The organism is Streptomyces sp. SCSIO ZS0520, from assembly GCF_025643355.1.
GTDB lineage: Bacteria > Actinomycetota > Actinomycetes > Streptomycetales > Streptomycetaceae > Streptomyces > Streptomyces physcomitrii.
Map to the genome: position 1 here is coordinate 7,536,406 of NZ_CP092644.1, position 25,289 is coordinate 7,561,694.

A 25,289-nucleotide genomic window follows, 5' to 3' on the forward strand; every position below is an offset into this window, starting at 1 on the left:
GTCCTCGCCGCCTGTCTCGCCCCGCTCTCCCGTGCCGCCGACTCCCCTGCGCTTATTCCGAGTTGACGGAGATTTTCCCGGTGGCGTATCTCACGAGCCGTCAACCCCTTATTACGGTGGCGTAGGTCACGGGCGAAGGAGAAAAATGGCCCGACGTGGCAGCAGATTCGACATCCTTCAGACGTGACGAATTCAGGTCCTACGCGGCGGTCGGCGACAGTTTCACCGAGGGGGTGGGTGATCCGGGCCCCGACGGCAGCTGTGTCGGCTGGGCCGACCGGCTGGCCGTTCTGCTCGCGGACCGGACACCGGAACACAGTTTCCGCTATGCCAATCTCGCGGTACGGGGAAAACTCCTCGACCAGATCGTCGCCGACCAGGTGCCGCGCGCCCGGGAACTCGCCCCCGATCTGGTGACCGTCTGCGCGGGCGGCAATGACATGATCCGGCCCGGCACCGATCCCGACGACGCCGCGGAGCGCTTCGAGGAGGCCATCGCCTCGCTGTCGAACGCGGTCGGCACCATCGTCGTCGCCACCGGCTTCGACACCAGGGGCGTACCGGTCCTGCGGCATCTGCGCGGGAAGATCGCGACGTACAACGGGCATCTGCGCGCGGTGGCCGACCGCTACCAGTGCCGGGTGCTCGACCTGTGGTCCCTCAAGTCCGTGCAGGACCGCAGGGCTTGGGACGCGGACCGGCTGCACCTCTCGCCCGAGGGGCACACCCGGGTCGCCCTCAGGGCCGGGCAACTGCTCGGCGTCGAGGTGCCCGCCGACCCGGAGCAGCCCTGGCCGCCGATGCCGCCCCGCACCTCCCTGGAGGGCAGGCGGGACGACGTCCAGTGGGCCCGGGAGTACCTGGTGCCCTGGATCGGGCGGCGGCTGCGCGGCGAGTCCAGCGGGGACCACGCGGCGGCCAAGCGGCCGGACCTGCTGCCGCTGTGACCGGGGCCGGGGATCCGGCGGGACGGCTGCTCCCTCCGGGTGCGCGTTCGCCCGAGCCGGGGTGGGTACGACGGAACGGGCGCCCGGAAATGTGACCCCCGGTGTCGCTGTTACTGCGCACATAATGGATTGTCCGACCGACATCACCTGGAGGTCCCGTGGCCGGTACCCGTTCCCTGCGCTCCGGGCTCCGCTCACTGAGGCCCGCCGCCTTCGGCGCGGATCCCGCCGGTGAGCGCCTGGCACGCATACGCAGATCCCCGCACTACGCCGACGGTTCCTTCCAGAATCCCGAGCCCACCCGCAGCGGCCCCTCCGGCTCCACCCTGGAGCTCGCCAGGACGTACTTCCGCAAGCAGGCCCGGCTGCTCCGGTTGCCCGCGGGCGAGATCCCGCTCCACCGGCCGAGCCGTGCCGAGCTCTCCGCGCCGCCCGCGAGCGGGCTGCGGCTCACCTGGACGGGCCATTCCACCGTCCTCGCCGAGATCGACGGCGCACGGGTGCTCTTCGACCCGGTCTGGGGCGAGCGATGTTCCCCCTTCGGCTTCATCGGCCCCCGGCGGCTGCACCCCGTACCGCTGTCGCTGGCCGAGCTGGGCCCGGTGGACGTGGTGGTGATCTCCCACGACCACTACGACCATCTGGACATGCCGACCGTCAAGGCGCTGGCGGGGACGCGGACCGCCTTCGCCGTGCCGCTCGGCGTCGGCGCGCACCTGGAGCGCTGGGGAGTCCCGGCCGACCGGATCCACGAACTCGACTGGCACGACTCGACCCGGATTGCGGGCCTGACCCTGACCGCGACCCCCGCCCGGCACTTCTGCGGGCGCGGAGTGCGCAACCAGCAGCACGCCCTGTGGGCCTCCTGGGCGGTGCGCGGCAGCGAGCACCGGATCTTCCACAGCGGCGACACCGGCTACTTCGAGGGCTTCGCGGAGATCGGCGGCGCGCACGGCCCCTTCGACGCGACGATGATCCAGATCGGCGCCTACAGCGAGTTCTGGCCCGATGTGCACATGACCCCCGAGCAGGGCGTACGCAGCCACCTCGACCTCCAGGGCGGGCACGGCGGGGGAGTGCTGCTGCCCATCCACTGGGCCACCTTCAACCTCGCCCCGCACCCGTGGGCCGAGCCCGCCGAGGGCACCCTTGCCGCCGCGGGACCGGCCGGGGTGCGGGTGGCCGTCCCGCTGCCGGGGCGGCCGTTCGAGCCCGGCGCCGGGGCGGTGCCGGAGCGGCCCTGGTGGCGGGAGGTCGCCGTCCAGCCCCAGGGCGGCTGGCCCGAGGCGGGCGGCCCCGTGGCCGACGGCAGCGGAGAGCCCCAGGCGGCGCCCGTCGCCCACTGAGCGACCCCGCGCCGCAGCGCGGCGAACGAGAGGAGGGGGCGGTTCCCGGAGTGCCGGGGGCCGCCCCCGTCCGTGTCTCCCCGGGGCCTCCCGATCAGATCGAGGCCCGGCAGCGCGCACTCACAGAAGTCGTACCTCTGCCCTTTCGTCCGTGTGCGCGAACTCTCATACCAGAGTGGGGCGTTGTGTGCCGGAGTTTGTCAACTTCGTATCGAGCCGGGCCCTGGCGCGACTACCGTGAGTGTCCGCCGCGCGACGCAGCGGCAGGGCGGTCCCGTGCCTGACGAGCCGGGCCCCCGCGCCCGCTGCCCACCGCGCGGCAAGAGCCCGATTCCCCCCGGTCCCCAGGGACTTGGGAGCACTCTGCAGAGGACGCCGATGTCTGACCTACGCGCACCGGGCGAGCGTGCGGAGCGCCGTGAGGGCGCCCGCCACGGCCGCCCGGCCGGCCGCAGCGCCACGGCACTGCCGGAGACCCCGATACGAGCGCAGCTGCTGCGCCTCGCCCTGATCCCGGCCGCGACCGTGGCGCTCGGCACCCTCGCGGCACTCCTGGCGCTGGTCCTCACCACGCCCGCCCCGGGAGCGGGCGGGTGGAGCCTGCTCGTCCTCGCCGTCCTGTGCGCACTCGGGGGCTGCGCGGGCGCGGCCCTCGCCGCCCGGCGCGGCGCACACCGCCTCCAGGAGCGGATAGGAGCACTGCGCCGGAGCACGGCACGCGGCCAGAGCGAGCTGCGCCGCCTGGTCGAGGCGCTCGGCAGGGGCGAGGCCCCGCCCGAGCGGCGCCGCCCGGAGGCCCGCGAGCCCGGCGGCGACAGCTTCGACCTGCTCGCCGGGGAGGTGGCCCGCGCGCACGAGGCCGCGGTGGCCGCGGTGACCCAGGCCGCCCGGCTGCCCAGCCGCACCGGCAGCGAGCAGAAGCTGGAGGTCTTCGTCTCCCTGGCGCGGCGGTTGCAGTCCCTGGTCCACCGCGAGATCTCCCTGCTCGACGAGCTGGAGAACGAGGTGGAGGACCCCGACCTGCTCAAGGGCCTCTTCCAGGTGGACCACCTGGCCACCCGGATCCGCCGCCACGCGGAGAACCTGGCCGTGCTCGGCGGGGCGATGTCCCGGCGCCAGTGGAGCCATCCGGTGAGCATGACCGAGGTGCTGCGCTCGGCGGTCGCGGAGGTGGAGCAGTACGCCAGGGTGAAACTGGTGCCGCCGGTGCAGGGCACGGTGCGCGGGCACGCGGTCGCCGATGTGATCCACCTGCTCGCCGAACTGGTCGAGAACGCCACGGTGTTCTCCGCCCCGAAGACCGAGGTGCTGCTGCGGGTGAATCCGGTGGCCGCCGGACTCGCCGTCGAGGTGGAGGACCGCGGCCTCGGCATGCCCGGCGACGAGCAGAGCCGGATGAACGCCCTGCTCGCCGACCCCGCCCAGGTCAACGTCGCCTCGCTCCTCCAGGACGGGCGCATCGGCCTCTACGTGGTCTCCCAGCTGGCCCGCAGGCACGGCATCGCGGTACGGCTGCAGGCCAATATCTACGGGGGAGTGCAGGCCGTGCTCGTCCTGCCGGGCTCCCTCGTCGGCACCGGCGGCGAGGCGTCCGCCGCCCCCGAACAGACCCCGGCCGCCGCGAGCCCCGGACCCGCCCTCGCCCAGGGCACCCCGGTCCAGGGCACTCCGGCCCACGGCACCCCGCTGCCCGGCCCCGCCCGGCCCGCGGCCCTCAGCCCTCGTACGCCGCCGGTCACCGGCACGCCCGCGCACGGCACGCCTGCGCACGGCACACCCGCGCACGGCACCCCAACCCCCGCCCAGGGCACCCCCGTCCCGGTGGCGCACCGCGGGGACGGGCGGGACGGGCGGGAGGCGGAGACCGCGCTGCCGATGGGTGGTTCGGCGCCGGGTATCGCCAAGGCGGGCGCCCGGATCGCGGGTGTCCGGGCGGGGGCGGTGCCCCCGGCCCGCGCCCCCCGTCCGGAGCCCGGCGGTGAGAGCCCGGCGGTGCCCGCGGAGCGACCGCCCCGGCTGCCCCGCCGCCGGGCGCAGCAGAGCCTCGCCCCGCAGCTGCGGGAGGCGCCCGCGCGCCACCCGGAGGAGACCGGACCGCAGGCCGTGCACGACCCCGGGCTGATGGCCGCCTTCCGCAGCGGGGTCAGCCGCGCCGAGGCGCAGCGGCCACCGGCCCGCACCCCGGGCGGCCCCAAGGGGGAGGCGCCGCTCCCCGCCGATCCGGGAGCCGCGCGGCGGGGGAGCGCCCCGACCGGATGAACCGCGCCGGCCGGGCCGCCGGATGAACCGCCTCTGCCGGGCCGCCGAGCCCGCCCACCCCGCAAGGAGCCGACCCACCATGGTGAGCGATACGACCGGCGAGCGCAGCGCCGATCTCGACTGGCTGCTCAGCGGCCTCGCGCAGCGCGTGCCGGGCACCCGCAGCGCCGTCCTGCTGTCCTCGGACGGTCTGGTGAAGTCCGTCCACGGACTCGACACCGACAGCGCCGACCATCTGGCCGCGCTCGCCTCCGGGCTGCACTCGCTGAGCCGCAGCGCCGGGGCGCGCTTCGCCGAGGGCGGCCAGGTGCGCCAGGTCGTCGTCGAACTCGACACCGCCCTGCTCTTCGTCTCCTCCGCGGGCGCCGGCACCTGTCTCGCCGTACTCGCCGAGCGGGAGGCCGACCCCGCCGTCCTCGGCTACGAGATGGCGATGCTGGTCAAGAGCGTCCGGCCGTATCTGACGACCGCGCCGCGGCACAGCGCCGCGCAGCCCGGCACCCCGAGGCCCTGAGCCGTGGCCAGAGTGCAGGACGGGCCCTGGCGGGACGCCGCGGCCGGGCGCCTCGTACGCCCCTACACGATCAGCAACGGGCGGACCCGTCCCACCGCCGCGCTCGACCTGCTCTCGCAGGTCATGGTCACCGGTTCGACCCCGCTCGGCTACCTCGGCCCCGAGCACGCCCAGGCGCTGCGCCTGTGCGAGGCACCGGTCTCGGTCGCGGAGATCGCGGCCCAGCTGAAGCTGCCCGCGGCGGTCACCAAGGTGCTCCTGTCCGACCTCGTCGACTGCGGCGCCCTGACCACCAGGGCGCCGGCCCACCACCACACCCCGACTGACTCCGACCGGTCCCTCCTGGAGGCGGTGCTCGATGGACTACGACGCCAGCTCTGACCCGTTCCCGACGGCGCTGAAGATCCTCGTCGCCGGCGGGTTCGGTGTCGGCAAGACCACCTTCGTCGGCGCCGTCAGCGAGATCGACCCGCTGTCCACGGAGGAGCTGCTGACCAGCGCGGGAGCCGCCACCGACAGCCTGGAGGGCATCGAGCGGAAGCGCGAGACCACCGTCGCGATGGACTTCGGCAGGCTCACCCTCGACCGGCGCCATGTGCTCTACCTGTTCGGCACGCCCGGCCAGGAGCGGTTCTGGTTCCTCTGGGACGAGCTGTGCACCGGGGCGCTCGGCGCGGTCGTCCTCGCCGACACCCGCCGCCTGGAGGAGTGCTTCGCCGCGGTGGACTTCTTCGAGGAGCGCGGGCTCGGATTCATCGTCGCCGTCAACGAGTTCGACGGCTCGCACCGCTACCACCCCGAGGAGGTGCGGGCCGCCATCGACCTGGACCCCGCGGTGCCGGTGGTGCGCTGCGACGCCCGGATCTCCAGCTCCGCCGTCCAGACCCTGCTCGCTCTCGTCGGGCACCTGCTCGCGCACGCGCCCTCGGCCCCCGAAGGCGTCCGCTCATGACGGGGTCCCCGGCCGGGCGCCTGCTGCTGACCCCTGAGGACGGCCAGGGCGCCGAACGCGCCGAACGGCTGCGCGCCCTCGGCCTCCTGGAGCGCGCCGAACCGGACTTCGACCGCTTCGCCGAGCACCTGGCCGTGGCCCACTCGGCACCCTGGGCGATGGTCAACTTCCTCGACGCGGAGCGGCAGTTCCTCGCCGGACTGCACTGGCCCTCCGCCCGCGCGGGCGCCGCCGCCTCGCTGGACGTCTTCGCCCAGCGCTCACTCGGCCGCGACCACGGCTACTGCCCGCACGTGGTGGTACGCCGCCGGGCACTGGCCCTGGAGGACGTACGGGACTACCCGCGCTTCGCGCAGAACCCGGTGGTCGACGGCTTCGGCGTGCGCTCCTACCTCGGCGCCCCGCTCCTGGACCGCTCCGGGCTCGCGCTCGGCACCGTCTGCGTGCTCGACGTGGCCCCGCGCCGCTGGGGCAGCCAGGGCCTCGCGGGCATCAAGGCGATGGCCGCGGAGCTGACCGAGCGGATCCTCAGCCGGGACCACGGGATCTGAGGCACCGGGGCCGAGGTGCCGAGGTGTAGGAAAGCTGCAACGGCGGTTAAGAAATCCTCGATGGACCCGGGCCGCCGCCGTACGGCAGATTTTCCCCTGCCGGCCGGGCGCGCGCCGCGAGCCGCAACGGGCGTTCCGGCACGCCGCGACTAGCGTGCCCCGTGCTGGCAACCACACCCCTTATCCACGGCCAGGTCCTCTTCGTGCCCGCGCGCCGTGAGCCGTACGACGGGAGCCGTGACGTGAAGGCGCTGGTGAAGGAGAAGGCCGAGCCCGGTCTGTGGCTCATGGACGTGCCCGAGCCGGTGATCGGGCCGTCCGAGGTGCTCATCAAGGTCCAGCGGACCGGGATCTGCGGCACCGACCTGCACATCAGGTCCTGGGACGGCTGGGCCCAGCAGACCATCACCACCCCGCTGGTCCTCGGCCACGAGTTCGTCGGCGAGGTCGTCGAGACCGGCCGCGACGTCACCGAGACCGCGGTCGGCGACCTGGTCAGCGGCGAGGGCCACCTGGTCTGCGGGAAGTGCCGCAACTGCCTGGCCGGCCGGCGCCATCTGTGCCGGGCCACCGTCGGCCTCGGGGTCGGCCGGGACGGCGCCTTCGCCGAGTACGTGGCGCTGCCCGCCTCCAATGTCTGGGTGCACCGGGCCCCGGTCGACCTCGATGTCGCCGCGATCTTCGACCCGTTCGGCAACGCCGTGCACACCGCGCTGTCCTTCCCGCTGGTCGGGGAGGACGTCCTGATCACCGGCGCCGGACCGATCGGCCTGATGGCCGCCGCGGTGGCCCGGCACGCGGGCGCCCGCAATGTCGTCATCACCGATGTGAGCGAGGACCGCCTCGAACTGGCCCGCAAGATCGGGGCCAGCCTCGCCCTGAACGTCGCGGAGTCCGGCATCGCCGAGGGCCAGCGGCAGCTCGGCCTGCGCGAGGGCTTCGACATCGGCCTGGAGATGTCCGGCCACCCCTCGGCCCTGCGCGACATGATCGCCAATATGACGCACGGCGGCCGGATCGCCATGCTCGGCCTGCCCGCCGAGGAGTTCGCGGTCGACTGGGCCCGCGTGGTCACCTCGATGCTCACCCTGAAGGGCATCTACGGCCGCGAGATGTTCGAGACCTGGTACGCCATGACCGTCCTCATCGAGGGCGGACTCGACCTCTCCCCGGTCATCACCGGCCGCTACGGCTTCCGCGACCACGAGGCCGCCTTCGAGGACGCGGCCGCCGGACGCGGCGGCAAGGTCATCCTCGACTGGACCTCCTGACCCCACCTCACCGTTGGAGACAGCCACATGTTCGACTCCGTACGCGCCGACCTGCGGGCCACCCTCGACGAGATCCGCTCGGCCGGTCTGCACAAGCCCGAGCGCGTCATCTCCACCCCGCAGTCCCGCGCCGTCGCCGTGACCGCGGGCGGGCAGCCCGGCGAGGTGCTCAACTTCTGCGCCAACAACTACCTCGGCCTCGCCGACCACCCCGAGATCCTCGCCGCCGCCCACGAGGCGCTGGACCGCTGGGGCTACGGGATGGCCTCGGTGCGCTTCATCTGCGGTACGCAGGAGGTGCACAAGGAGCTGGAGCGCCGGCTGTCCTCCTTCCTCGGCCAGGAGGACACGATCCTCTACTCCTCCTGCTTCGACGCCAACGGCGGCGTCTTCGAGACCCTGCTCGGCGAGGAGGACGCGGTCATCTCCGACGCCCTCAACCACGCCTCCATCATCGACGGCATCCGCCTTTCCAAGGCCCGCCGCCTGCGCTACGCCAACCGCGACATGGCCGAGCTGGAGCAGCGCCTGAAGGAGGCCGGGGACGCGCGCCGCCGCCTGATCGTCACCGACGGCGTCTTCTCGATGGACGGCTACCTCGCCCCGCTGCGCGAGATCTGCGACCTGGCCGAGCGCTACGACGCGATGGTCATGGTGGACGACTCGCACGCCGTCGGCTTCGTCGGCGAGGGCGGCCGGGGCACCCCCGAGCTGCACGGCGTCATGGACCGCGTCGACATCCTCACCGGCACCCTCGGCAAGGCCCTCGGCGGCGCCTCCGGCGGCTATGTGGCCGCGCGCACCGAGATCGTCGCCCTGCTGCGCCAGCGCTCGCGCCCGTACCTCTTCTCCAACACCCTCGCCCCGGTGATCGCCGCCGCCTCCCTGAAGGTCCTCGACCTCTTGGAGTCCGCGGGCGAGCTGCGCGAGCGGCTGAACGCGAACACCGCGCTCTTCCGCTCCCGGATGACCGAGGAGGGCTTCGACGTGCTGCCCGGCGAGCACGCCATCGCCCCGGTGATGATCGGCGACGCGGCGGTCGCCGGACGGATGGCCGAACTCCTCCTGGAACGCGGGGTGTACGTGATCGGCTTCTCCTACCCGGTGGTCCCGCAGGGCCAGGCCAGGATCCGGGTGCAGCTCTCCGCGGCGCACTCCACCGAGGACGTGAACCGGGCCGTCGACGCCTTCGTGGCGGCCCGCGCGGAGCTGGAGGCCGCGCCCCTGGGAGAATCGGCGGCATGATCGAAGCGCGGCGGCTGCACATCCTCCGTGCGGTGGCCGACCACCGCACCCTCACGGCCGCGGCCGCCGCGCTCTATCTCACCCCCTCCGCCGTCTCCCAGCAGCTCACCGCCCTGGAGCAGGAGACCGGCCACCGCCTCGTGGAGCGCAGCGCCCGCGGGGTGCGGCTGACCCCGGCGGGCGAGATCCTGCTCAGCCACACCAACACCGTCCTCGCCCAGCTCGAACGCGCCGAGGCGGAGCTGGCCCGCTACGGCTCCGGCGAGGCGGGCACCGTGACCGTCGCCGCCTTCGCCACCGGCATCGGCCTGGTCGTCGCCCCCGCGGTGGTACGGCTCGCCGAGAGCGCGCCGGGCATCCGGGTCCGGGTGCGCGACGCCGAGGGGGACGCGAGCCTGCCGATGGTCCTCGACCGGCAGGTCGACGTGGCCGTCGCCGTGGAGTACCGCGGCGGCCCGGGCGCCGACGACCCCCGCCTGACCCGGGTCGCGCTCTACGCGGAGCCCTTCGACGCGGTGGTGCCCGCGGGGCACGCCCTGTGCACCGCGGGCCGGGTCCCGCTGGCCGAACTCGCCGACCAGTCCTGGATCGGCCCGTACCCGGGCAATCCCTGCCACGACGTGGTGGTCCTCGCCTGCGAGAACGCCGGATTCCAGCCGAAGATGGAGCACTCCTCGGACGATTTCCGGGCCGTGGTCTCCCTCGCCTCGGCGGGCGCGGGCGTCGCCCTCGTCCCGCGCTCGGCCCTGCACGGGATGGATCTGCGGGGAGTGGTGGTGCGGCCGGTGGAGGGGATCGCCCCGACCCGCCGGGTCTTCGCCGCGGTGCGCTGCGGCGCCGAGCAGCACCCGCTGATCAGGCCGGTCCTGCGGGCCCTCGGCCAGGTGGCGGGGGACAGCGTCCGCTGATCCGGGGGCCTTACGGCGGGGCATTGTCGGTGGCGGCGGCTACGGTTCCTTCCATGCCTGACGCCGAGGATGTGCGCCGTATCGCGCTCTCGCTGCCCGACACGGTCGAGAAGGTCGCCTGGAGTATGCCCACCTTCCGGGTCTCCGGGCGGATGTTCGCCACCCTGCCCGAGGAGGAGACCTCGATGGCGGTGCGCTGCCCCAAGGAGGAGGGCAACGAGCTGGTGCGCGCCGAACCGGAGAAGTTCTGGATCGCGGACCACGAGGCCTCCTTCGCCTGGATCCGGGTCCGCCTCGCCGCCCTGGAGGACGAACAGGAGCTGTACGACATCCTGGCGGATTCCTGGCGCCAGGCCGCCGGGCCCGCCCTGCTCGACGCCCACCCGGGCCTGGGCGTCCCCACGGCGGAATGATTTCGTGAAACCGCAGCTCACCGGCGCTTGAGCGAGGTTCAGGGACCCGCGGGGCGCCCCTCGGGGCAGGGTCCGACGAGAGGCCGCCCCGGCAGGGGATATCTTGATGTCGAGCAATGTTGCAGACGTGGAGCGGAGCACCCGGTGACTGACTCGACCATCATCTACACGCACACTGACGAGGCCCCGGCCCTGGCGACGTATTCGTTCCTGCCGGTGATCGAGGCGTACGCCTCCACGGCAGGAGTGCGCGTGGAGAGCCGTGACATCTCTCTGGCGGGGCGGATCATCGCCAGTTTCCCGGAGCGGCTCCAGGAGAGCCAGCGGATCGACGACGCCCTCGCCGAGCTGGGCGAGCTGGCGAAGACGCCGGGCGCGAACATCATCAAGCTGCCGAACATCTCGGCCTCGATCCCGCAGCTGAAGGCCGCCGTCGCCGAGCTGCAGAAGCAGGGCTACGCGCTGCCGGACTACCCGGACGACCCGAAGACCGACGAGGAGCGGGACATCCGCGCCCGCTACGACAAGGTCAAGGGCAGCGCCGTCAACCCGGTCCTGCGCGAGGGCAACTCGGACCGCCGGGCCCCCGCCTCGGTCAAGAACTACGCCAAGGCGCACCCGCACCGCATGGGCGCCTGGAGCCCCGAGTCGAAGACCAACGTCACCACCATGGGCACCGACGACTTCCGCAGCACCGAGAAGTCCGTGGTCATCGCCGAGGACGGCGCCCTGCGCATCGAGCTGGCCGGGGACGACGGCTCCACCACCGTGCTGCGCGAGGCGGTACCGGTACTCGCCGGCGAGGTCGTGGACGCCTCCGTGATGCGGGTGGCCGCGCTGCGCGAGTTCCTCACCGAGCAGGTCGCCCGGGCCAAGGCGGAGGGCGTGCTCTTCTCCGTCCACCTGAAGGCCACCATGATGAAGGTCTCCGACCCGATCATCTTCGGCCACGTGGTGCGCGCCTTCTTCCCGAAGACCTTCGCCGAGTACGGCAAGGTCCTCGCCGAGGCGGGCCTGACCCCCAACGACGGTCTGGGCGGCATCCTCAAGGGCGTCGAGTCGCTGCCCGAGGGCGCGGCGATCAAGGCCTCCTTCGAGGCCGAGCTGGCCGAGGGCCCCGAGCTGGCCATGGTCGACTCCGACCGCGGCATCACCAACCTGCACGTGCCGAGCGATGTCATCGTCGACGCCTCCATGCCGGCCATGATCCGCACCTCCGGCCACATGTGGGGCCCGGACGGCGAGGAGGCGGACACCCTCGCGGTGCTGCCCGACAGCAGCTACGCGGGCATCTACCAGGCCGTGATCGAGGACTGCCGCGCGCACGGCGCCTACGACCCCTCCACCATGGGCTCGGTCCCGAACGTCGGCCTGATGGCGCAGAAGGCCGAGGAGTACGGCAGCCACGACAAGACCTTCGAGGTGCCGGTCACCGGCACCGTGCGGGTCCTCGACGGCGCGGGCAAGGCGGTCCTGGAGCAGACGGTCAGCGCCGGGGACATCTTCCGGATGTGCCAGACCAAGGACGCGCCCATCAAGGACTGGGTCAAGCTCGCCGTCACCCGCGCCCGCGCCACCGGCGACCCGGCCGTGTTCTGGCTCGACGAGGGCCGCGCCCACGACGCCAACCTCATCGCGAAGGTGCAGCAGTACCTGCCGGAGCACGACACGGCGGGCCTGCAGATCGAGATCAAGTCCCCGGTGGACGCGATCACCTTCTCCCTGGACCGCATCCGCCGCGGCGAGAACACCATCTCGGTCACCGGCAACGTCCTGCGCGACTACCTCACCGACCTGTTCCCGATCCTGGAGCTGGGCACCAGCGCCAAGATGCTCTCGGTGGTCCCGCTCATGAACGGCGGCGGCCTCTTCGAGACGGGCGCCGGCGGCTCCGCGCCCAAGCACGTCCAGCAGCTGGTGAAGGAGAACTACCTGCGCTGGGACAGCCTCGGTGAGTTCCTCGCCCTCGCGGTGAGCTTCGAGCACCTCGCGCAGACCACCGGCAACGCCCGCGCCCAGGTCCTCGCCGACACCCTGGACCGCGCCACGGCGACCTTCCTCAACGAGGACAAGTCCCCGAGCCGCAAGCTGGGCGGCATCGACAACCGCGGCAGCCACTTCTACCTGGCGCTCTACTGGGCCCAGGAGCTGGCCAAGCAGACCGAGGACGCCAAGCTCGCCGAGGCCTTCGCCCCGCTCGCCAAGACCCTCGCCGAGCAGGAGCAGACCATCGTCGACGAACTCCTCGCGGTGCAGGGCTCCCCGGCCGACATCGGCGGCTACTACCAGCCCGAGACGGCCAAGGCCGCGGCGGTCATGCGCCCCTCCGCGACCCTCAACCAGGCGCTGGCCACCCTCGCCTGAGGCACCGGCCCGCACGACGCGGTGACGGCCGCGGACACCCCCGGGTGTCCGCGGCCCCCGCGTCTCAGCCGCCGGGCTCCGCGGCCGTTCCGCTCCTCCGCTGCCTCAGCCCTTCTCGCCGGGCCAGGCGAAGGTGGCCACCGCGCCCCGGGGCAGCTTGTACGAGAGCGACTTGCCCTCGTCGGTGAGGGTGAAGCTCCGGCTCTTCCCGGTGCCGTTGAGCACCAGGCAGACGCGGCTGCCGTCCGGGTTCTGGAAGGCCACGGTCTGCACCCCGCCGGACCCCTCGCTGGTGGAGCCGATGCGCCGGGCGCCCCGGTCCACGAACTTCGAGAGGTGCCCGAGCACATAGAACTCCGCGTTCTTGTGCACGTTCTCGCCGTCCACCTGCACCACGCCGTTGCACCCCCGGCAGTACCCGAAGTGCGGCTTGCCCTCCGGGTCCAGGGCGAGATTCCACAGGACGACCGTCTCGGCGCCCGAACGCAGCGTCCTGATCAGCCAGTTGGCGGTCTGCCAGCCGAGCGCCTGGGAGAAGTCCTGGACGCCGTCCTTGCCGTCGGTCCCGGAGCACTCGGTGAACAGCACCCGCTCGCCCGCCTTGCGCACGTCCAGCTGCTGCTCGGGCCGGCCGCCGTAGCAGTGGAAGGAGGCGCCGCGCACCCGCTCGATGTCCGCGGTCCTGCGCAGGACGTCGAGGGCGTACTCGGGGTGGTCCCAGTTGTGGTCGAAGGCCCAGAGCCCGGTGTCCAGACCGGCCGCGGTCAGCTTCCGGTCCAGGATCTTGAAGAGCGCGGTCTGCTGCCCCGAGGACATCAGCATCGAGGGGTAGATCGCCTGGAAGAGCGGCTCGTTGGCGACGGTGAGGTCTTGGACGGGGACACCGGCCTTCGCATAGGCCTTGAGGGCGCGGACCAGGTAGTCCGCGAAGTCCTCCTGGTGCTCGGGCGCGAGCCGGCCGCCGCTGAGGCTGTCGTTCTCCTTCATCCACCCCGGGGCCGACCAGGGCGAGGCCATGATGCGGATCCCGGGGTTGATCTTCCGGGCCTGCCGCAGCAGCGGCAGCACCTCCTTCTCGTCGCGGGCGATGGAGAAGGAGCCCTTGGTGTCCTCGTACGAGAAGTAGGGCAGCCGGGCGACGAAGTCGTTGCCGCCGAAGGGCTGGCGGAGGTAGTCGAGGCCGATGCCGCCCTCGCCGGTGGCGAAGAGGTTCTCCATCAGCTTGTCCCGCCGCTCCTCGGGGAGCTGTCCGAGCAGCTTGGCGGAGGCCTCGGTGAGGGAGGCTCCGGCGCCGGTGAAGCGCTGCTCCTTGTCCTCGGGGTCGATGCTGATGTCGCCGGGGCCGGGGGAGGTGTCGAAGCCGAGGCTCGCGGCGTGCGCCAGCTTCCGGCCGCCGTCGGGGGTGGTGACCCAGACCTCGGCCCGCGGGGCGGCGGCCCGGGCGGAGGAGGGGCCGAGGGCCTGGGTGGCGGCAAGGAGCGCGAGGGCGCTCACGGCCGAGGCGATACGGGCGCCGGACAGCGGAAGGGAGAGGGGCGGCACGTGGTGATCCTCGCGTGTGTGGGGGGACGCGGTACGGGAGGCAGCAGCTTCGGGGCGACCTCGCTGGCACCATTCCCGAGGGTCGGCCGGGCACACCGCGCCACCCACAAATTTTCATGGGCATGCCATGTGTCACACCGTCAGAACCGGGCATACGGCGCCCGGTCGGACCTCTCCCCGGGATTCCGGCACCCGCTGACAGGCTGTCTCGCACGTGCCAGGATCTTGAACCGCCCAGGAAACCACGAGCTGCAGTCACGGGGAGCCGGAATGGCACAGGCGAAGTTCACTCGGCGCGGAGTGCTCAGAGCGGGAGGCGCGGGACTGCTCTCCGCGGGGGTGCTCGGCACCCTCACCGCGGGCAGCGCCCGGGCGGCGGTGCCCGCCTCCCAGCGCTTCGACCTCTCCGAGCCCTCCTACGACGTCTTCCGCGGCGTCATGCTCGACGAGGCGCACCACGCCATGCAGGGCATGGCCTTCGACGCCGCCAACCGGCGGCTGTTCATCGCCCAGATACGCGACGGCAGTTCGGGCGACGACCTGTGCATCAACCGGCTCGACGAGTCCGGCAAGGTCACCGGGTCGATGCACCTCGACAAGGCGGGCCACGGGGTCTCGATCGGCGTCGAGCCGGTGGGCAAGGACTCCTACGTATGGGTGGAGTGCGACGCGGACAGCAGCGACGACAGCGGCCGGGGCACCGCACTCGCCCGCTTCAAGTTCGTGGACGGCGCGGCCCCTTCGGGGGTGAAGAAGTTCTTCACCGGCAGCGACACGATCACCTGCGCCACCGACCCCGTCAACAGCCGCATCCTGGTCCGCCGCAAGGAATCCGGCAAGATGACCTTCCGGCTGTACGACTTCTCCAGTATCGACATCGAGAACGGCACCTTCACCAAGGAACTGGCGAAGATCACCCAGCCCACGCTCGGGAACGGCTCGGTGACCTTCCAGGGCTACACCGTCCTCGGCAGCTACCTCTACACCCTGGACGGCACCGGCCACGCCGACGCCGCGGACATCAACTCCTATGTCACCAGCATCGATCTGAACACCGGCAAGGTCGTCGAACGCTTCCTCACCAAGGCCGGGAAGTCGCTGGTCTACCGCGAGCCGGAGGGCATGGCCATCATGCGCACCTCCGGCGGCGAGGTCCGCCTCTGCTTCGGCTTCGCCTCCCGCACCAGCGTCGGCAACATCAACCGCTACGCCAACGTCTTCCACAAGAACGTACTGCTCTGAACGTACTGCTCTGACGGACCCGGCAGGCGCGGCCCGGCTGCCCCCGGCACGCGCCGCCCGGCACGCACCGGACAGTCCGGACCGGACAGTCCGGACCGGACCCAGCCCCGGGCACCGCTGAGGGCCTTGTCCCCCCCCCCCCACAGACGGGGGGGGACAAGGCCCTCGCCCCGTGCCCGGCTCCGGGCTACTCGCCGACCGCTTCCGCCAGTTCGCGCCAGAACCGCTCCCAGGGCTCGCGCGGGAACCGCTCCTCCACCGCCCGCCGGTTCGCCGCCAGTTCCTCGCGCAGCGCCGCGTCCCCGGCCCGGTAGCGCCGCAGCACCTCGCAGAAGGCCGCCGCGCCCGCGCGCACCTCCGCCTCGCCCGTCCCCAGCCGCACCCGGCCGAAGCCCTCGCCGTAGACGGGGGCGAACACGTCGTACTCCGTCACCGCGCACGGCATGCCCGCGACCGCCGCCAGCGCGGGCCCGAGGCCCATCGTCTCCACGTCGGTCACCCCCGGCGTGAAGACCACACCGCCCGCCCGCGAGGCCGCGAGCCGCAGCAGATCCACCTCGTCCAGCCGCCACCGCCCCTCGCCGTCCCGGAAGCTGGACAGCGGCACCCCGTCCAGGAACCGCACGTCCTCCGCCACCCCGAGCCGTTCGCTCAGCGCCACCACCTCCCGCGCGTACCGGGGGTCCTCGTCCAGCCCGCCGAAGACCAGCAGATACGGCACCGGATCGCCCGCCGCGCGCGCCACCTCCTTCATCTTCGCGAGCAGCCGCACCGCCACGTCCACCCCCTTCACCTGGAACACCCGCACCGGGTCGAGCAGCAGCGGGCGCCCCTCCGCCAGCCCCTGCTGCCGCGCGAACTCCCGGTGCCGCTCCTCCGGCGCCCCCGCGGGCACCCGCGGCAGCAGGTTCGTCAGGACCTCGGGCACCGCGTCGGTCGGGTAGCCCGCGGTCTCCTTCGCCAGTCCCTCCGAGATCACCACCCAGCGCGTGTGCGGCGTGTCCTGCGGCAGCGGGGTCAGTTCGTTCGGCTCCGGCGGATAGACCCGTGCCCCCGTGTCCGGATCGCGGATCGCGCAGCTCCCGAAGAGGTCGTGGTCCCAGAAGACGACACCGCCCGGCCGGTCCGCGAAGTACGCCCCTGCCGCCGCGTGCAGCCCCGCCGTCGCGGGCACCCCGTCCGAGAGCGTCATGTTGATCGCGACCACCCAGTCCGGCCGGTGCTCCGCCAGCCAGGCGGTGAAGTACTCCTCGAAGGGGGCGGTGAGCGCGGCCGTCCGCCGCCCGGTCTCCGCCCGCGCCCCGGCGTCCAGGGTGTCCCAGGCGGCCACCGCGTCCCGTACCGCCAGCAGGCGGCGGCCGCGCTCGGCGTCGTCCAGTCCGTCCCGGAGGCTCTGGCGGGTCGGCTCCATCCACGGTGAGTGCAGCGGCCGGGGGCCGCCCGCGGGGAAGTACCCCTCCTTGTCCGGGCGCCAGGCGTAGCCGAGGTCGGTCGGCACCCGCCCGTCCACCAGACCCAGTTCGCGGCCGGTCTCCAGGATGTTGCGGAACACGGTGAGCAGGCCGGACATGGGCAGTCCGTCACCCGAGACGAGCGCTATGCGCACGGGGATCTCCTTGGGGGTCTGGTCGCGGTGGGGGAGGGGCGATCGCAGAGGTCGCGGACGCGGGCCGGAGGCGCCGGTTCAGCCGAGCAGCACCCGGGAGGCGGTGCCGGTGCGCCGGCCCGCCGAGCGGCGCAGGTCCCGGGTGACCGTCAGCTTCCGCAGCCAGCGGTCGGTGCCGTCGAGCCGGGCCCGGAAGGCCGCCCGGCCGTGCACACAGCGCTGGTTGTCCACGATCAGCGTGTCGCCCGGCTCCAGCACCACCTCGGCCAGGCGCGCGGCGAGACCGGCGCGCAGCCGCTCCAGCGCCGCGGCCGCCTCCCGGTCACCGGGCAGCGCCGCCATGTACGGCGGGTCGATCCGCACCGAGGGGTCGGCACGGTCCCCGAAGAGCACCGCGACCGGCCGCTCGTACGCCGCGGCCTCCGCACCGTCCATGTGCCGCAGGTGCTCCGCGTCCGGCCGCACCAGGAACCGGGGCTGGAACAGCACCTCCCGCTCGCCCGGGGGCAGCCGCACGCCCCGTACCGAGGCGAGCGTCGTCGGGACCCGGTCCGGGTTGCGCAGGGCGAGCAGCAGCAGATGGTCGCAGCGGTGCTCGTGGAAGGCGTCCTCGGTGTGGAATTCGAGCAGGGCGCTGCTGCCGTGCCCGGTCTGGGCCCGCTCGTCGCCGCGGATGGGCAGGACGTCGTGGAAGAGCCGCCCGTCCTGCAGGGTCGACCAGCCGAACGGTTCCCCGGTGAGCGAGGCAAGCAGCGCCAGCCAGTAGTCCTGGAGCAGACTCGCCCCGGGGTCCCGCTCCCGCCAGTGCGCGGGCGTCGGCCCCATGTCCTCGGACACCGGGAAGCCGCGGACGAGCACCGCCGGGGGCCCGTCGTCGTACCGCAGCCGGGTCAGGCCCCGCACCAGATGCGGCGGCAGGGCGGCGGCCCGGCCGCGTACCGTGCGCAGGAAGTCCTCGTCGTCGGGTGCGGGATGCTCACGTGCCAGCGCGGCGGTCAACTCGCGGGCCGCGGCGGCCTGCGCGGTGTCCAGCTCGATGGTGGTCCATGCGTCTCGCACCAAGGCGCGTCCCCCCGTGCTCGGCGGGTGTTCCGGTCCGGGAGAGCATTCCCGGCCCCACCGACTCACACCCCGTCAGCTCTCCGCCCGGGGCTCTCGGTCAGCAGCCGGGCACGGCCCGGGTCCGAACGGGCAGGCGCCGCGCGGCCGCTCCGGCGCGCACGGGGAGGGGCGCGGCCGGAACCCGGAAACGAGCAAGGGCCCTGCCTCACCGAAGTGAGAGCAGAGCCCTGGTCCGGGCACGAAGCCCTCCGACATATGTCGGGACGACAGGATTTGAACCTGCGACCCCTTGACCCCCAGTCAAGTGCGCTACCAAGCTGCGCCACGTCCCGTTGCTCATCTGACCTGGGCTTTCCCCTGGCCGAACGCGCAGAGAAACCATACCGCACTCGCGGTCGTGGTCGCGCACCCCTTTTCCGGCGGCTTCCCGGTGCCGCAGGGCGGGTTGGCGGTGCCGAACCGGGCCTTCCGCCCGTGTCGGTCGCGGACTATAGTCCTAAACTACCAGTGCTAATTAATGACTGTTCGTCCGCGCGGAGGGGTACGCCACTCTCCGTACCCGGCGCCCCACCGGACGCCCGGACCTTTGGACCGTCGACTAGGAGACCCCCTCGTGCGTCCCGTCCACTTCGCCGCTGCCCGCCGCACCCCGATCGGCAAGCTGCGCGGTTCGCTCTCCTCCGTACGCCCCGACGACCTGGCCGCGGGCCTCATCAAGGGGCTCCTCGCCTCGGTGCCCGCGCTCGACCCCGCGCGTATCGACGACGTGTACTGGGGCGCCGCCAACCAGGCCGGCGAGGACAACCGCAACATCGCCCGGATGGCGGCCCTGCTCGCGGGCCTGCCGGAGTCGGTCCCGGGCGCCACCGTCAACCGGCTCTGCGCCTCCGGCATGGAGGCGGTGACCGGCGCCGCCCGCATGATCGCCTGCGGGGAGGCCGAGGTCGTCCTCGCGGGCGGCTCCGAGTCGATGAGCCGGGCCCCCTTCGTACTGCCCCGCCCGGACGAGGCGCTGCCGCACACGATGGAGACCTTCGACACCCGGCTCGGCTGGCGGCTCACCAACCCGCGGATGAAGGACCTGCACGGCGTCCTCGCCATGGGGGAGACGGCCGAGGAGGTGGCCCAGCGCTACGCGATCAGCCGTGAACGCCAGGACGCCTTCGCGCTCCGCAGCCACCAGCGCGCCGCCGACGCCCGCAAGAACGGCCTCTTCGACGCGGAGATCCTCCCCGTCACCCGGCCCGACGGGGTGGTGGTGGACGCCGACGAGTGCATCCGCGAGAGCACCACCCTGGACAAACTCGGCTCGCTCAAGCCGGTGTTCCGCCAGGGCGGCACCGTGACCGCGGGCAACAGCTCGCCGATGAACGACGGCGCGGCCGGTCTCCTCCTGGTCTCTGAGGAGGTCCTGGAGGAACTGGGCCTGGAGTCCCTCGGCCGGTACGTGGCCGGGGCCTCGGCCGGGGTCGACCCCGACGTCATGGGCATCGGCCCGGTCCCCGCCACCCGCAAGGCGCTCGCGCGCACCGGCTGGTCCCTGGCCGACCTGGACGAGACGGAGTTCAACGAGGCCTTCGCCTCCCAGGCGCTCGCCAGCGTCGACACCCTCGGCGTCGACCCGGAGCGGGTGAACCCCACCGGCGGCGCCCTCGCCCTCGGCCACCCCCTCGGCTCCTCAGGGGCGCGCATCCTCACCACCCTGCTGCACCGGATGCGCCGCAACGACGCCGCCAAGGGCCTCGCCACCATGTGCGTCGGCGTCGGCCAGGGCTCGGCGGTGCTCGTCGAACGCGGCTGAACTCCGGGGCGGGGCGCACACGTACGCGAGCGGCCCCGCCCCCGCTCAGCCGGGCGTGAGCGGCCCCGTACCGGCTCAGTCGTACGCGAGGAGCCCCGTCCCTCCGCTCAGCGGCTGCTGCTGGACCCCGCGAAGGAGGGTTCGTGCGGGGGCAGGGCGGCCGCGAGGTCCTCGGCGAGCAGGCGCCCCGCGATGGTGTCGACGGCGGCGCGCAGCTGCCGGTCGTCGGGGCGGGGCATGTCGTGCTCCAACTGCCCGCCGAGCCACCGCGCCCAGGCCTCCGAAAGCACCCTGGCCTCCCGCGCGCCCGCCCGCGTATGCGAGAAGAGGAGCCCGTCCCGGGTCAGATAGCCCTCCTCGACCATGCGGTCGAAGACCGGCACCAGGACCTCGGGCGGCAGCTGGCGGCGCGCGGCGATCAGCCCCAGACTCGCGTGCCCCACCAGGCGCGTGAACAGCTCGACCTGCATGATCACCCAGGCCCCGGCGACATCGAGCCGGGTGTCGGCGCCCTGGAGCACGCTGCGCAGCGTGCCGGGGCGGGTGGTGCGCAGGATCTTCGCCACGGAGAGTTCGAGCAGCGGCCCCGAGCCGGGCCCGGAGGGCTGCGCGAAGGCCTCGCCCATGTCGTTGCCGCCGACACGCGCGGTGTCCCGCAGCCGGACCTGCTTGAGGAAGAGGGCCACGAAGAACCCCACGGCGGCGACCGGCACCGTCCACAGGAAGACGGTGTGGACGGAGTCGGCGTAGGCGTCGATCACCGGCACCGCGGCGGCGTCCGGCAGCCCGTGCACCCCCTCCGGGCTCCGCGCGGCCGAGGCGATCCGCCCCGCCTCGGTCCCGGAGGCCCGGGCCGCCTCGGCCACCCCCTGTTCGAGGTTGGGCCCGAGCGTATTGGCGTAGATGGTCCCGAAGACCGCCGTGCCGAAGGCGCTGCCGAGCGTACGGAAGAAGGTGACCCCGGAGGTGGCGGTGCCGAGGTCGGCGTAGTCCACGGTGTTCTGTACGGCGATGGTCAGCACCTGCATGGACAGGCCGATCCCGGCGCCGAGGACGAACATGTACAGCGAGGCCGCCCAGGCGCCGGTGCCGCGCTCCATCAGCGAGAGCAGGAACAGGCCCAGGCACATCACCAGGGCGCCGACGATCGGGAAGCTGCGGTAGTGCCCGGTACGGCTGACCACATTGCCGCTGGCGACCGAGGCGATGAGCAGGCCGATCACCATCGGCAGGGTGCGCACCCCGGAGAGGGTCGCCGAGTCCCCGTCCACGTACTGCAGATAGGTCGGCAGGAAGATCAGCGCGCCCAGCATGGCGAAGCCGACGATGAAGCTGAGCACCGAGCAGACGGCGACCACCGGGTTGGCGAACAGCCGCATGGGCAGCATCGGTTCCGCCGCCCGGGTCTCCACCCGGCAGAACAGCGCGAGGGCCAGCAGCCCGCTCGCGAACAGCGCGAGGATGACCGGCGAACCCCAGCCGTACTCGTTGCCGCCCCAGCTCGTCGCGAGGATCAGCGCGCTCGCCCCGGCTGCGACCAGGGCGATGCCGAGGTAGTCGATCGCGGGCCGGACGGCCGAGCGCAGATGCGGGATGGTCCGGGCGGCGGCCGCGACGACCAGGATGGCGAGCGGGACGTTGATGTAGAAGGCCCACCGCCAGGTCAGATGGTCGGTGAACAGCCCGCCGAGCAGCGGCCCGACCACGGTCGCCACCCCGAAGACGGCACCGATCGCGCCCTGGTACTTGCCGCGCTCCCGCAGGGGGATCACATCGGCGATCAGCGCCATCGCGGTGACCATCAGACCGCCCGCCCCGATGCCCTGCAGCGCCCGCCAGGCGATGAGCAGCGGCATATTGGTGGCCAGGCCGCACAGGAACGACCCCGAGATGAAGATCACGGCCGAGACCTGGAAGACGAGCTTGCGCCCGAAGAGGTCCCCGAACTTGCCGACCAGCACGGTCGACACCGTCTCCGCGAGCAGATACGAGGTGACCACCCAGGACATGTGCGAGGCGCCGCCGAGATCGGAGACGATCGTCGGCAGCGCGGTGCCCACGATCGTCTGGTCCAGCGCGGCGAGCAGCACCCCGAGCATGACGGTCCCGAAGACGATGTTCCGCCGCCGCACATCGAGCACCGGAGGCGCCGGCACTCCGGCGGCCTCGCGCTCCGCCGCGCCCGGGGCGCCCTCCGTCGTCGTCACAGCAGCCAGCCTCACACCGCCGCGCGGGCCCTGCATGCGGGGCGGTCCGCTTCGGTGACGGGCATGAGCGGTGGGTACGCCGGGTCCGGCCGGACGGTGAGCCGAGTCCGTTCGCGGCCGGGTACATCGTCGCCGGGCTACGGTCGGTGTCTCCCGCGCTTCTTCCGCGGTCCTCTCGCGCTCCGGTCGGTGTTCTCTCTCGCGGTTCTTCCGCTGTTCTTCCGTGGCTGCCGGGTGGCTCAGCGAAGTCGGGGTGCCTCGGCCGCCGCGTCCACCGGGGCCTGCCCGTGCTCGGTACGGTCCGCCAACTCCCGTGCCCAGTCGAGGAGTCCGGGGAGGGCGAGCCCGTACGGCTCCGGGGTCCCGGTGCGGTCCGCCCACTCGGCGAGCCCGTCGGCGCCCCGGCGGAGCAGCCTGGCCCCGCCCGTACGGTTGCCGCGGGCCGCGTGGGTCAGCCCCACGGAGAGCTGGGCGAGCGAGCGCCAGAGCTGCTCCTCCCCGGCCGGTCCCGACTTCCAGGCGTCCTCGAAGACCTCGTGCGCGTGGAAGGGGCGGCCCCTGTCGAGGAGCCCCTGAGCCTCGTCGACCGTCTGCTCGGGCGTGCGCACCAGCCCCTCCGGCTGCCGCGCGACCCCCTCGGCGCCGTACGGCAGCGGTCGGCCGAGCCCGTCACGGGGCCGGGCGCTGCGGGCACGGCCCTCGGGGTCACGGTCACGGGGGCGGTCCGGGGTGTGGCTCATGCTCCGATTGTCGCGGGTGGCGGCGCGAGGGGCGCGGGGCCGGTACCCCGGCGGGCCCCGAATTCGGAGCCAGGCCCCGGGGTGGGGTAAAGTTCTGCACGCATGATCACGAGCGCGAGCCGCCCGGGACATGCGGCCGGGACGTGGCGCAGCTTGGTAGCGCACTTGACTGGGGGTCAAGGGGTCGCAGGTTCAAATCCTGTCGTCCCGACTGGAGACAGTCGCAGTTCAGGGCCGGTTTCGGAGGTTTCCGAAACCGGCCCTTGGCCATTCCTGGGGACCAGGTGGGGACCCGAGGCCTTGACCGAAGCCGCCGGTCGATCCGGTGACGAGCGCGGTGCGCGACGCGGGACGGGATACGGACAGGTCACCCCCCCGCGGGCGAGCCGCTCAGATCAACCTTCCGCGGGCGAGCCGCTGTTGAGGTGCTCAGTGCCGTGCCCGGACGGCCTTCGTCCGGTTCAGGTGGCGAGCGCGGCCTTGGCCTCCTTGGTCTCCTGGTCGGTGAGCACCTCCGGTGCCCCGGCCTCCAGGCCGTCGAGGGCGACGGTCACGACCTCGGCCGGGTCGTTCTTGGGGATGTCCCAACCGGCCATCATGTCGGTGTCGGTGGAGCTGAGGTAGACGCCGGTGACCTGGGTGCCCTGTCCGGTCAGTTCCAGGCGTACCCCGTTGGTCATGCTCCACGCGGCGGCCTTCGAGGCGGCGTAGGCGTTGGCGCCGGGGTACGAGAGCCAGGACAAGCGGGAGTTCACGTTGAGGATGCCGCCACCGCCGTTGCGGGCCAGGGTCGGCGCGAATGTGCGGATCATCGTCAGCGGACCGTAGAAGTTCGTGTCGATCTCCTGCCTGATCGCGGTGAGGTCCCCGGTGACGAGGTCGCTGCCCGTGGTGGTCCCGGCGTTGTTCACCAGCAGGGTCAGGTCGGGGGCGGCGGCCGCGGCGGCGGCCACCGCGTCCGGGTCGGTGATGTCGAGCGCCAGCGGAATCGCGCCGGGTACGTCGACGGTCTCCGGCCTCCGGGCGGCGGCGTAGACCTTCGCGGCACCCCGGTCGAGGAGTTGCTGGACGAAGTGCCGACCGATGCCGCGGTTGCCGCCGGTGACGAGTGCGATGCTTCCTTCGATCTTCATGACCACAACCGTAGGATTCGCAGATGCGTGTCTCAATGACAGATATGCTCAATGAGATATCCGTACCGCTCATTCTGTTAGCGTGTGCAGACTATGGATGCCTTGACGGGACTCATCGACGCGCAGGTGGTGCGCGGTGTGCTCGGCGCGCGAATCGCCGCGGCGGACGACTGGGGGTGGTGGTCGGCCCAGGGGCCGGGGGCCGCCTTCCACGCGGTGACCTCCGGCGCGGTGTGGGTCGCCCCCGAGGGCTGCGAACCGCTGCAACTCCGTGCCGGTGATGTACTGCTGCTCCCGAGCGGCCGCGCCCACGCCCTCGCGAGCGACCCCGAGGCACTTGCCCGCACCTCACCGGAGCGTTCCGACGGCTACACACTCACCGGCGACGGCACGGTGCGGATGGGGCGGGGGCAGGCGCACACGCACATCCTCTGCGCGCACTTCGCGCACGACCCCACGGCCTCCGCGTCCTTTCTGGCGGCGCTGCCCGAGACCGTCCTGCTCCGTGGCCGGGGCGACGGCGGAGGGCTCGCCGAGACCGTCCGCCTCGTGGGCCGCGAGCTGACCTCGCCAGGCCCGGGAAGCCAGGTCGTCCTCGCCCGCCTCGTCGACGTGCTCCTTGTGCAGGCACTGCGCGACTGGCTCGAACGCGACGACGGCGGCTCGGCATCCCCGCTGCACGCACTCCGCGACCCCGTCGTCAGTACGGCGATGGCCATGATCGACGCGGACCCCGGCCGCGCCTGGACGACCACGGAACTCGCCCGCGCGACCGCCGTCTCCCGGGCGACCCTGGCCCGCCGCTTCCCCGCCACCCTGGGCGAGACGCCCGCCGCCTACCTCACCCGCCGCCGACTCGACCTCTCCGCCCGCCGCCTCCGTGACACCGATGACCCCCTCGAACAGATCGCACAGGACGTCGGCTACACCTCGGTCTACGCCTTCAGCCGCGCCTTCCGCCGCCAACGAGGCGTACCGCCGGGCCGCTTCCGGTCCGCCTCCCGCACCGTCGCGGCGCAGCCGAACGGCTAGCGTCCTCCGACCGCGCTCCGCTGCCCGGGGTCTGAGCGGTCAGCGCTGACCGTCGTGCGCGTCTCGGCCCACTGCTCGGCCGGGAGCATGCGGCCGTCGAGCAGGGTGCGGCCGAACCTCGCGAGGTCGCCTGCGCGGTCTGGAGGTGGGGGTC

At 72.9% G+C, this 25,289-nt stretch carries 21 protein-coding genes and 2 tRNA genes; 16 read left to right on the plus strand and 7 right to left on the minus strand.

The genetic code is table 11. The features are described from left to right. The first annotated feature begins 155 nt into the window (after nt 1-155). The 12 genes from MID12_RS30895 (at nt 156) to MID12_RS30950 (ending at nt 12,770) form a co-directional block, all read left to right on the plus strand. On the plus strand, nt 156-947 hold the full coding sequence (locus tag MID12_RS30895; protein WP_040255378.1) for an SGNH/GDSL hydrolase family protein: 792 nt from the start codon (nt 156-158) through the stop codon (nt 945-947). Nucleotides 948-1,105: 158 nt separating this feature from the next. Then, a complete protein-coding gene (locus MID12_RS30900) occupies nt 1,106-2,293 on the plus strand; it encodes an MBL fold metallo-hydrolase (protein WP_263172421.1) in 1,188 nt (395 codons plus the stop codon). Between the two features lie 378 nt (nt 2,294-2,671). After that, nucleotides 2,672-4,552: an ATP-binding protein gene (locus tag MID12_RS30905; protein WP_263172424.1), complete on the plus strand. Its 1,881-nt coding sequence runs from the start codon at nt 2,672-2,674 to the stop codon at nt 4,550-4,552. A 79-nt stretch (nt 4,553-4,631) separates the two neighbouring features. After that, nucleotides 4,632-5,066 (plus strand): roadblock/LC7 domain-containing protein, encoded by a 435-nt coding sequence (locus MID12_RS30910; RefSeq protein WP_040255379.1) that lies wholly within the window; start codon nt 4,632-4,634, stop codon nt 5,064-5,066. A 3-nt stretch (nt 5,067-5,069) separates the two neighbouring features. After that, a complete protein-coding gene (locus MID12_RS30915) occupies nt 5,070-5,447 on the plus strand; it encodes a DUF742 domain-containing protein (protein WP_040255380.1) in 378 nt (125 codons plus the stop codon). Then, complete coding sequence (locus MID12_RS30920) at nt 5,425-6,018, plus strand: GTP-binding protein (protein WP_168538870.1); 594 nt, start codon at nt 5,425-5,427, stop codon at nt 6,016-6,018. The genes MID12_RS30915 and MID12_RS30920 overlap by 23 nt, the downstream gene beginning before the upstream one ends. After that, nucleotides 6,015-6,569 carry a GAF domain-containing protein gene (locus MID12_RS30925; protein WP_040255382.1) on the plus strand — a complete coding sequence of 185 codons (555 nt, stop codon included), beginning with the start codon at nt 6,015-6,017 and terminating at the stop codon, nt 6,567-6,569. The genes MID12_RS30920 and MID12_RS30925 overlap by 4 nt, the downstream gene beginning before the upstream one ends. 242 nt (nt 6,570-6,811) lie before the next feature. Continuing rightward, entirely contained in the window at nt 6,812-7,840 is a 1,029-nt protein-coding gene (tdh, locus tag MID12_RS30930) for an L-threonine 3-dehydrogenase (RefSeq protein WP_040255383.1), read from the plus strand. Nucleotides 7,841-7,867: 27 nt separating this feature from the next. Further along, entirely contained in the window at nt 7,868-9,085 is a 1,218-nt protein-coding gene (locus MID12_RS30935) for a glycine C-acetyltransferase (RefSeq protein ID WP_040255384.1), read from the plus strand. Continuing rightward, entirely contained in the window at nt 9,082-9,993 is a 912-nt protein-coding gene (locus MID12_RS30940; protein WP_040255385.1) for a LysR family transcriptional regulator, read from the plus strand. The genes MID12_RS30935 and MID12_RS30940 overlap by 4 nt, the downstream gene beginning before the upstream one ends. Nucleotides 9,994-10,046: 53 nt before the next feature. Continuing rightward, nucleotides 10,047-10,406: an MmcQ/YjbR family DNA-binding protein gene (locus MID12_RS30945; RefSeq protein ID WP_040255386.1), complete on the plus strand. Its 360-nt coding sequence runs from the start codon at nt 10,047-10,049 to the stop codon at nt 10,404-10,406. A 144-nt stretch (nt 10,407-10,550) separates the two neighbouring features. After that, complete coding sequence (locus MID12_RS30950) at nt 10,551-12,770, plus strand: NADP-dependent isocitrate dehydrogenase (RefSeq protein ID WP_263172432.1); 2,220 nt, start codon at nt 10,551-10,553, stop codon at nt 12,768-12,770. Between the two features lie 105 nt (nt 12,771-12,875). On the opposite strand, the gene MID12_RS30955 is transcribed toward MID12_RS30950, so the two are convergent. Beyond that, the gene (locus tag MID12_RS30955; RefSeq protein WP_263172433.1) at nt 12,876-14,312 is read right to left on the minus strand and encodes a glycoside hydrolase family 30 protein; all 1,437 of its coding nucleotides are present in this window, start codon (nt 14,310-14,312) and stop codon (nt 12,876-12,878) included. A gap of 270 nt (nt 14,313-14,582) precedes the next feature. On the opposite strand from MID12_RS30955, the gene MID12_RS30960 reads away from it, so the two are divergent. After that, a complete protein-coding gene (locus MID12_RS30960) occupies nt 14,583-15,554 on the plus strand; it encodes a teichoic acid biosynthesis protein C (RefSeq protein WP_263172435.1) in 972 nt (323 codons plus the stop codon). A gap of 187 nt (nt 15,555-15,741) precedes the next feature. Here MID12_RS30960 and MID12_RS30965 read toward each other — a convergent pair whose 3' ends face one another. From MID12_RS30965 to MID12_RS30975, 3 genes are all read right to left on the minus strand, one after another. Next, entirely contained in the window at nt 15,742-17,160 is a 1,419-nt protein-coding gene (locus MID12_RS30965; protein WP_263172437.1) for a hypothetical protein, read from the minus strand. A gap of 78 nt (nt 17,161-17,238) precedes the next feature. Then, nucleotides 17,239-18,219: a guanitoxin biosynthesis L-enduracididine beta-hydroxylase GntD gene (gene gntD / locus MID12_RS30970; protein WP_263173565.1), complete on the minus strand. Its 981-nt coding sequence runs from the start codon at nt 18,217-18,219 to the stop codon at nt 17,239-17,241. Between the two features lie 261 nt (nt 18,220-18,480). Further along, nucleotides 18,481-18,554: transfer RNA gene (locus tag MID12_RS30975), tRNA-Pro, on the minus strand. A 281-nt stretch (nt 18,555-18,835) separates the two neighbouring features. Between MID12_RS30975 and MID12_RS30980 the strand changes: the two genes are divergently transcribed. Next, nucleotides 18,836-20,023, plus strand: a complete 1,188-nt coding sequence (locus MID12_RS30980; protein WP_040255389.1) for a thiolase family protein — start codon at nt 18,836-18,838, stop codon at nt 20,021-20,023. 107 nt (nt 20,024-20,130) lie between these two features. On the opposite strand, the gene MID12_RS30985 is transcribed toward MID12_RS30980, so the two are convergent. Then, complete coding sequence (locus MID12_RS30985; RefSeq protein ID WP_411577024.1) at nt 20,131-22,230, minus strand: MDR family MFS transporter; 2,100 nt, start codon at nt 22,228-22,230, stop codon at nt 20,131-20,133. Between the two features lie 239 nt (nt 22,231-22,469). Beyond that, nucleotides 22,470-22,970: a DUF309 domain-containing protein gene (locus tag MID12_RS30990; RefSeq protein WP_263172441.1), complete on the minus strand. Its 501-nt coding sequence runs from the start codon at nt 22,968-22,970 to the stop codon at nt 22,470-22,472. A 137-nt stretch (nt 22,971-23,107) separates the two neighbouring features. Here MID12_RS30990 and MID12_RS30995 point away from each other — a divergent pair. Beyond that, a tRNA-Pro gene (locus MID12_RS30995) sits at nt 23,108-23,181 on the plus strand. A 250-nt stretch (nt 23,182-23,431) separates the two neighbouring features. Here the strand turns inward: MID12_RS30995 and MID12_RS31000 are convergent. Continuing rightward, entirely contained in the window at nt 23,432-24,103 is a 672-nt protein-coding gene (locus MID12_RS31000; RefSeq protein WP_263172443.1) for an SDR family oxidoreductase, read from the minus strand. Between the two features lie 93 nt (nt 24,104-24,196). Between MID12_RS31000 and MID12_RS31005 the strand changes: the two genes are divergently transcribed. Beyond that, nucleotides 24,197-25,135, plus strand: coding sequence for an AraC family transcriptional regulator (locus tag MID12_RS31005; RefSeq protein WP_263172445.1), 939 nt, complete (start codon nt 24,197-24,199; stop codon nt 25,133-25,135). The last annotated feature ends 154 nt before the right edge of the window (nt 25,136-25,289 follow it).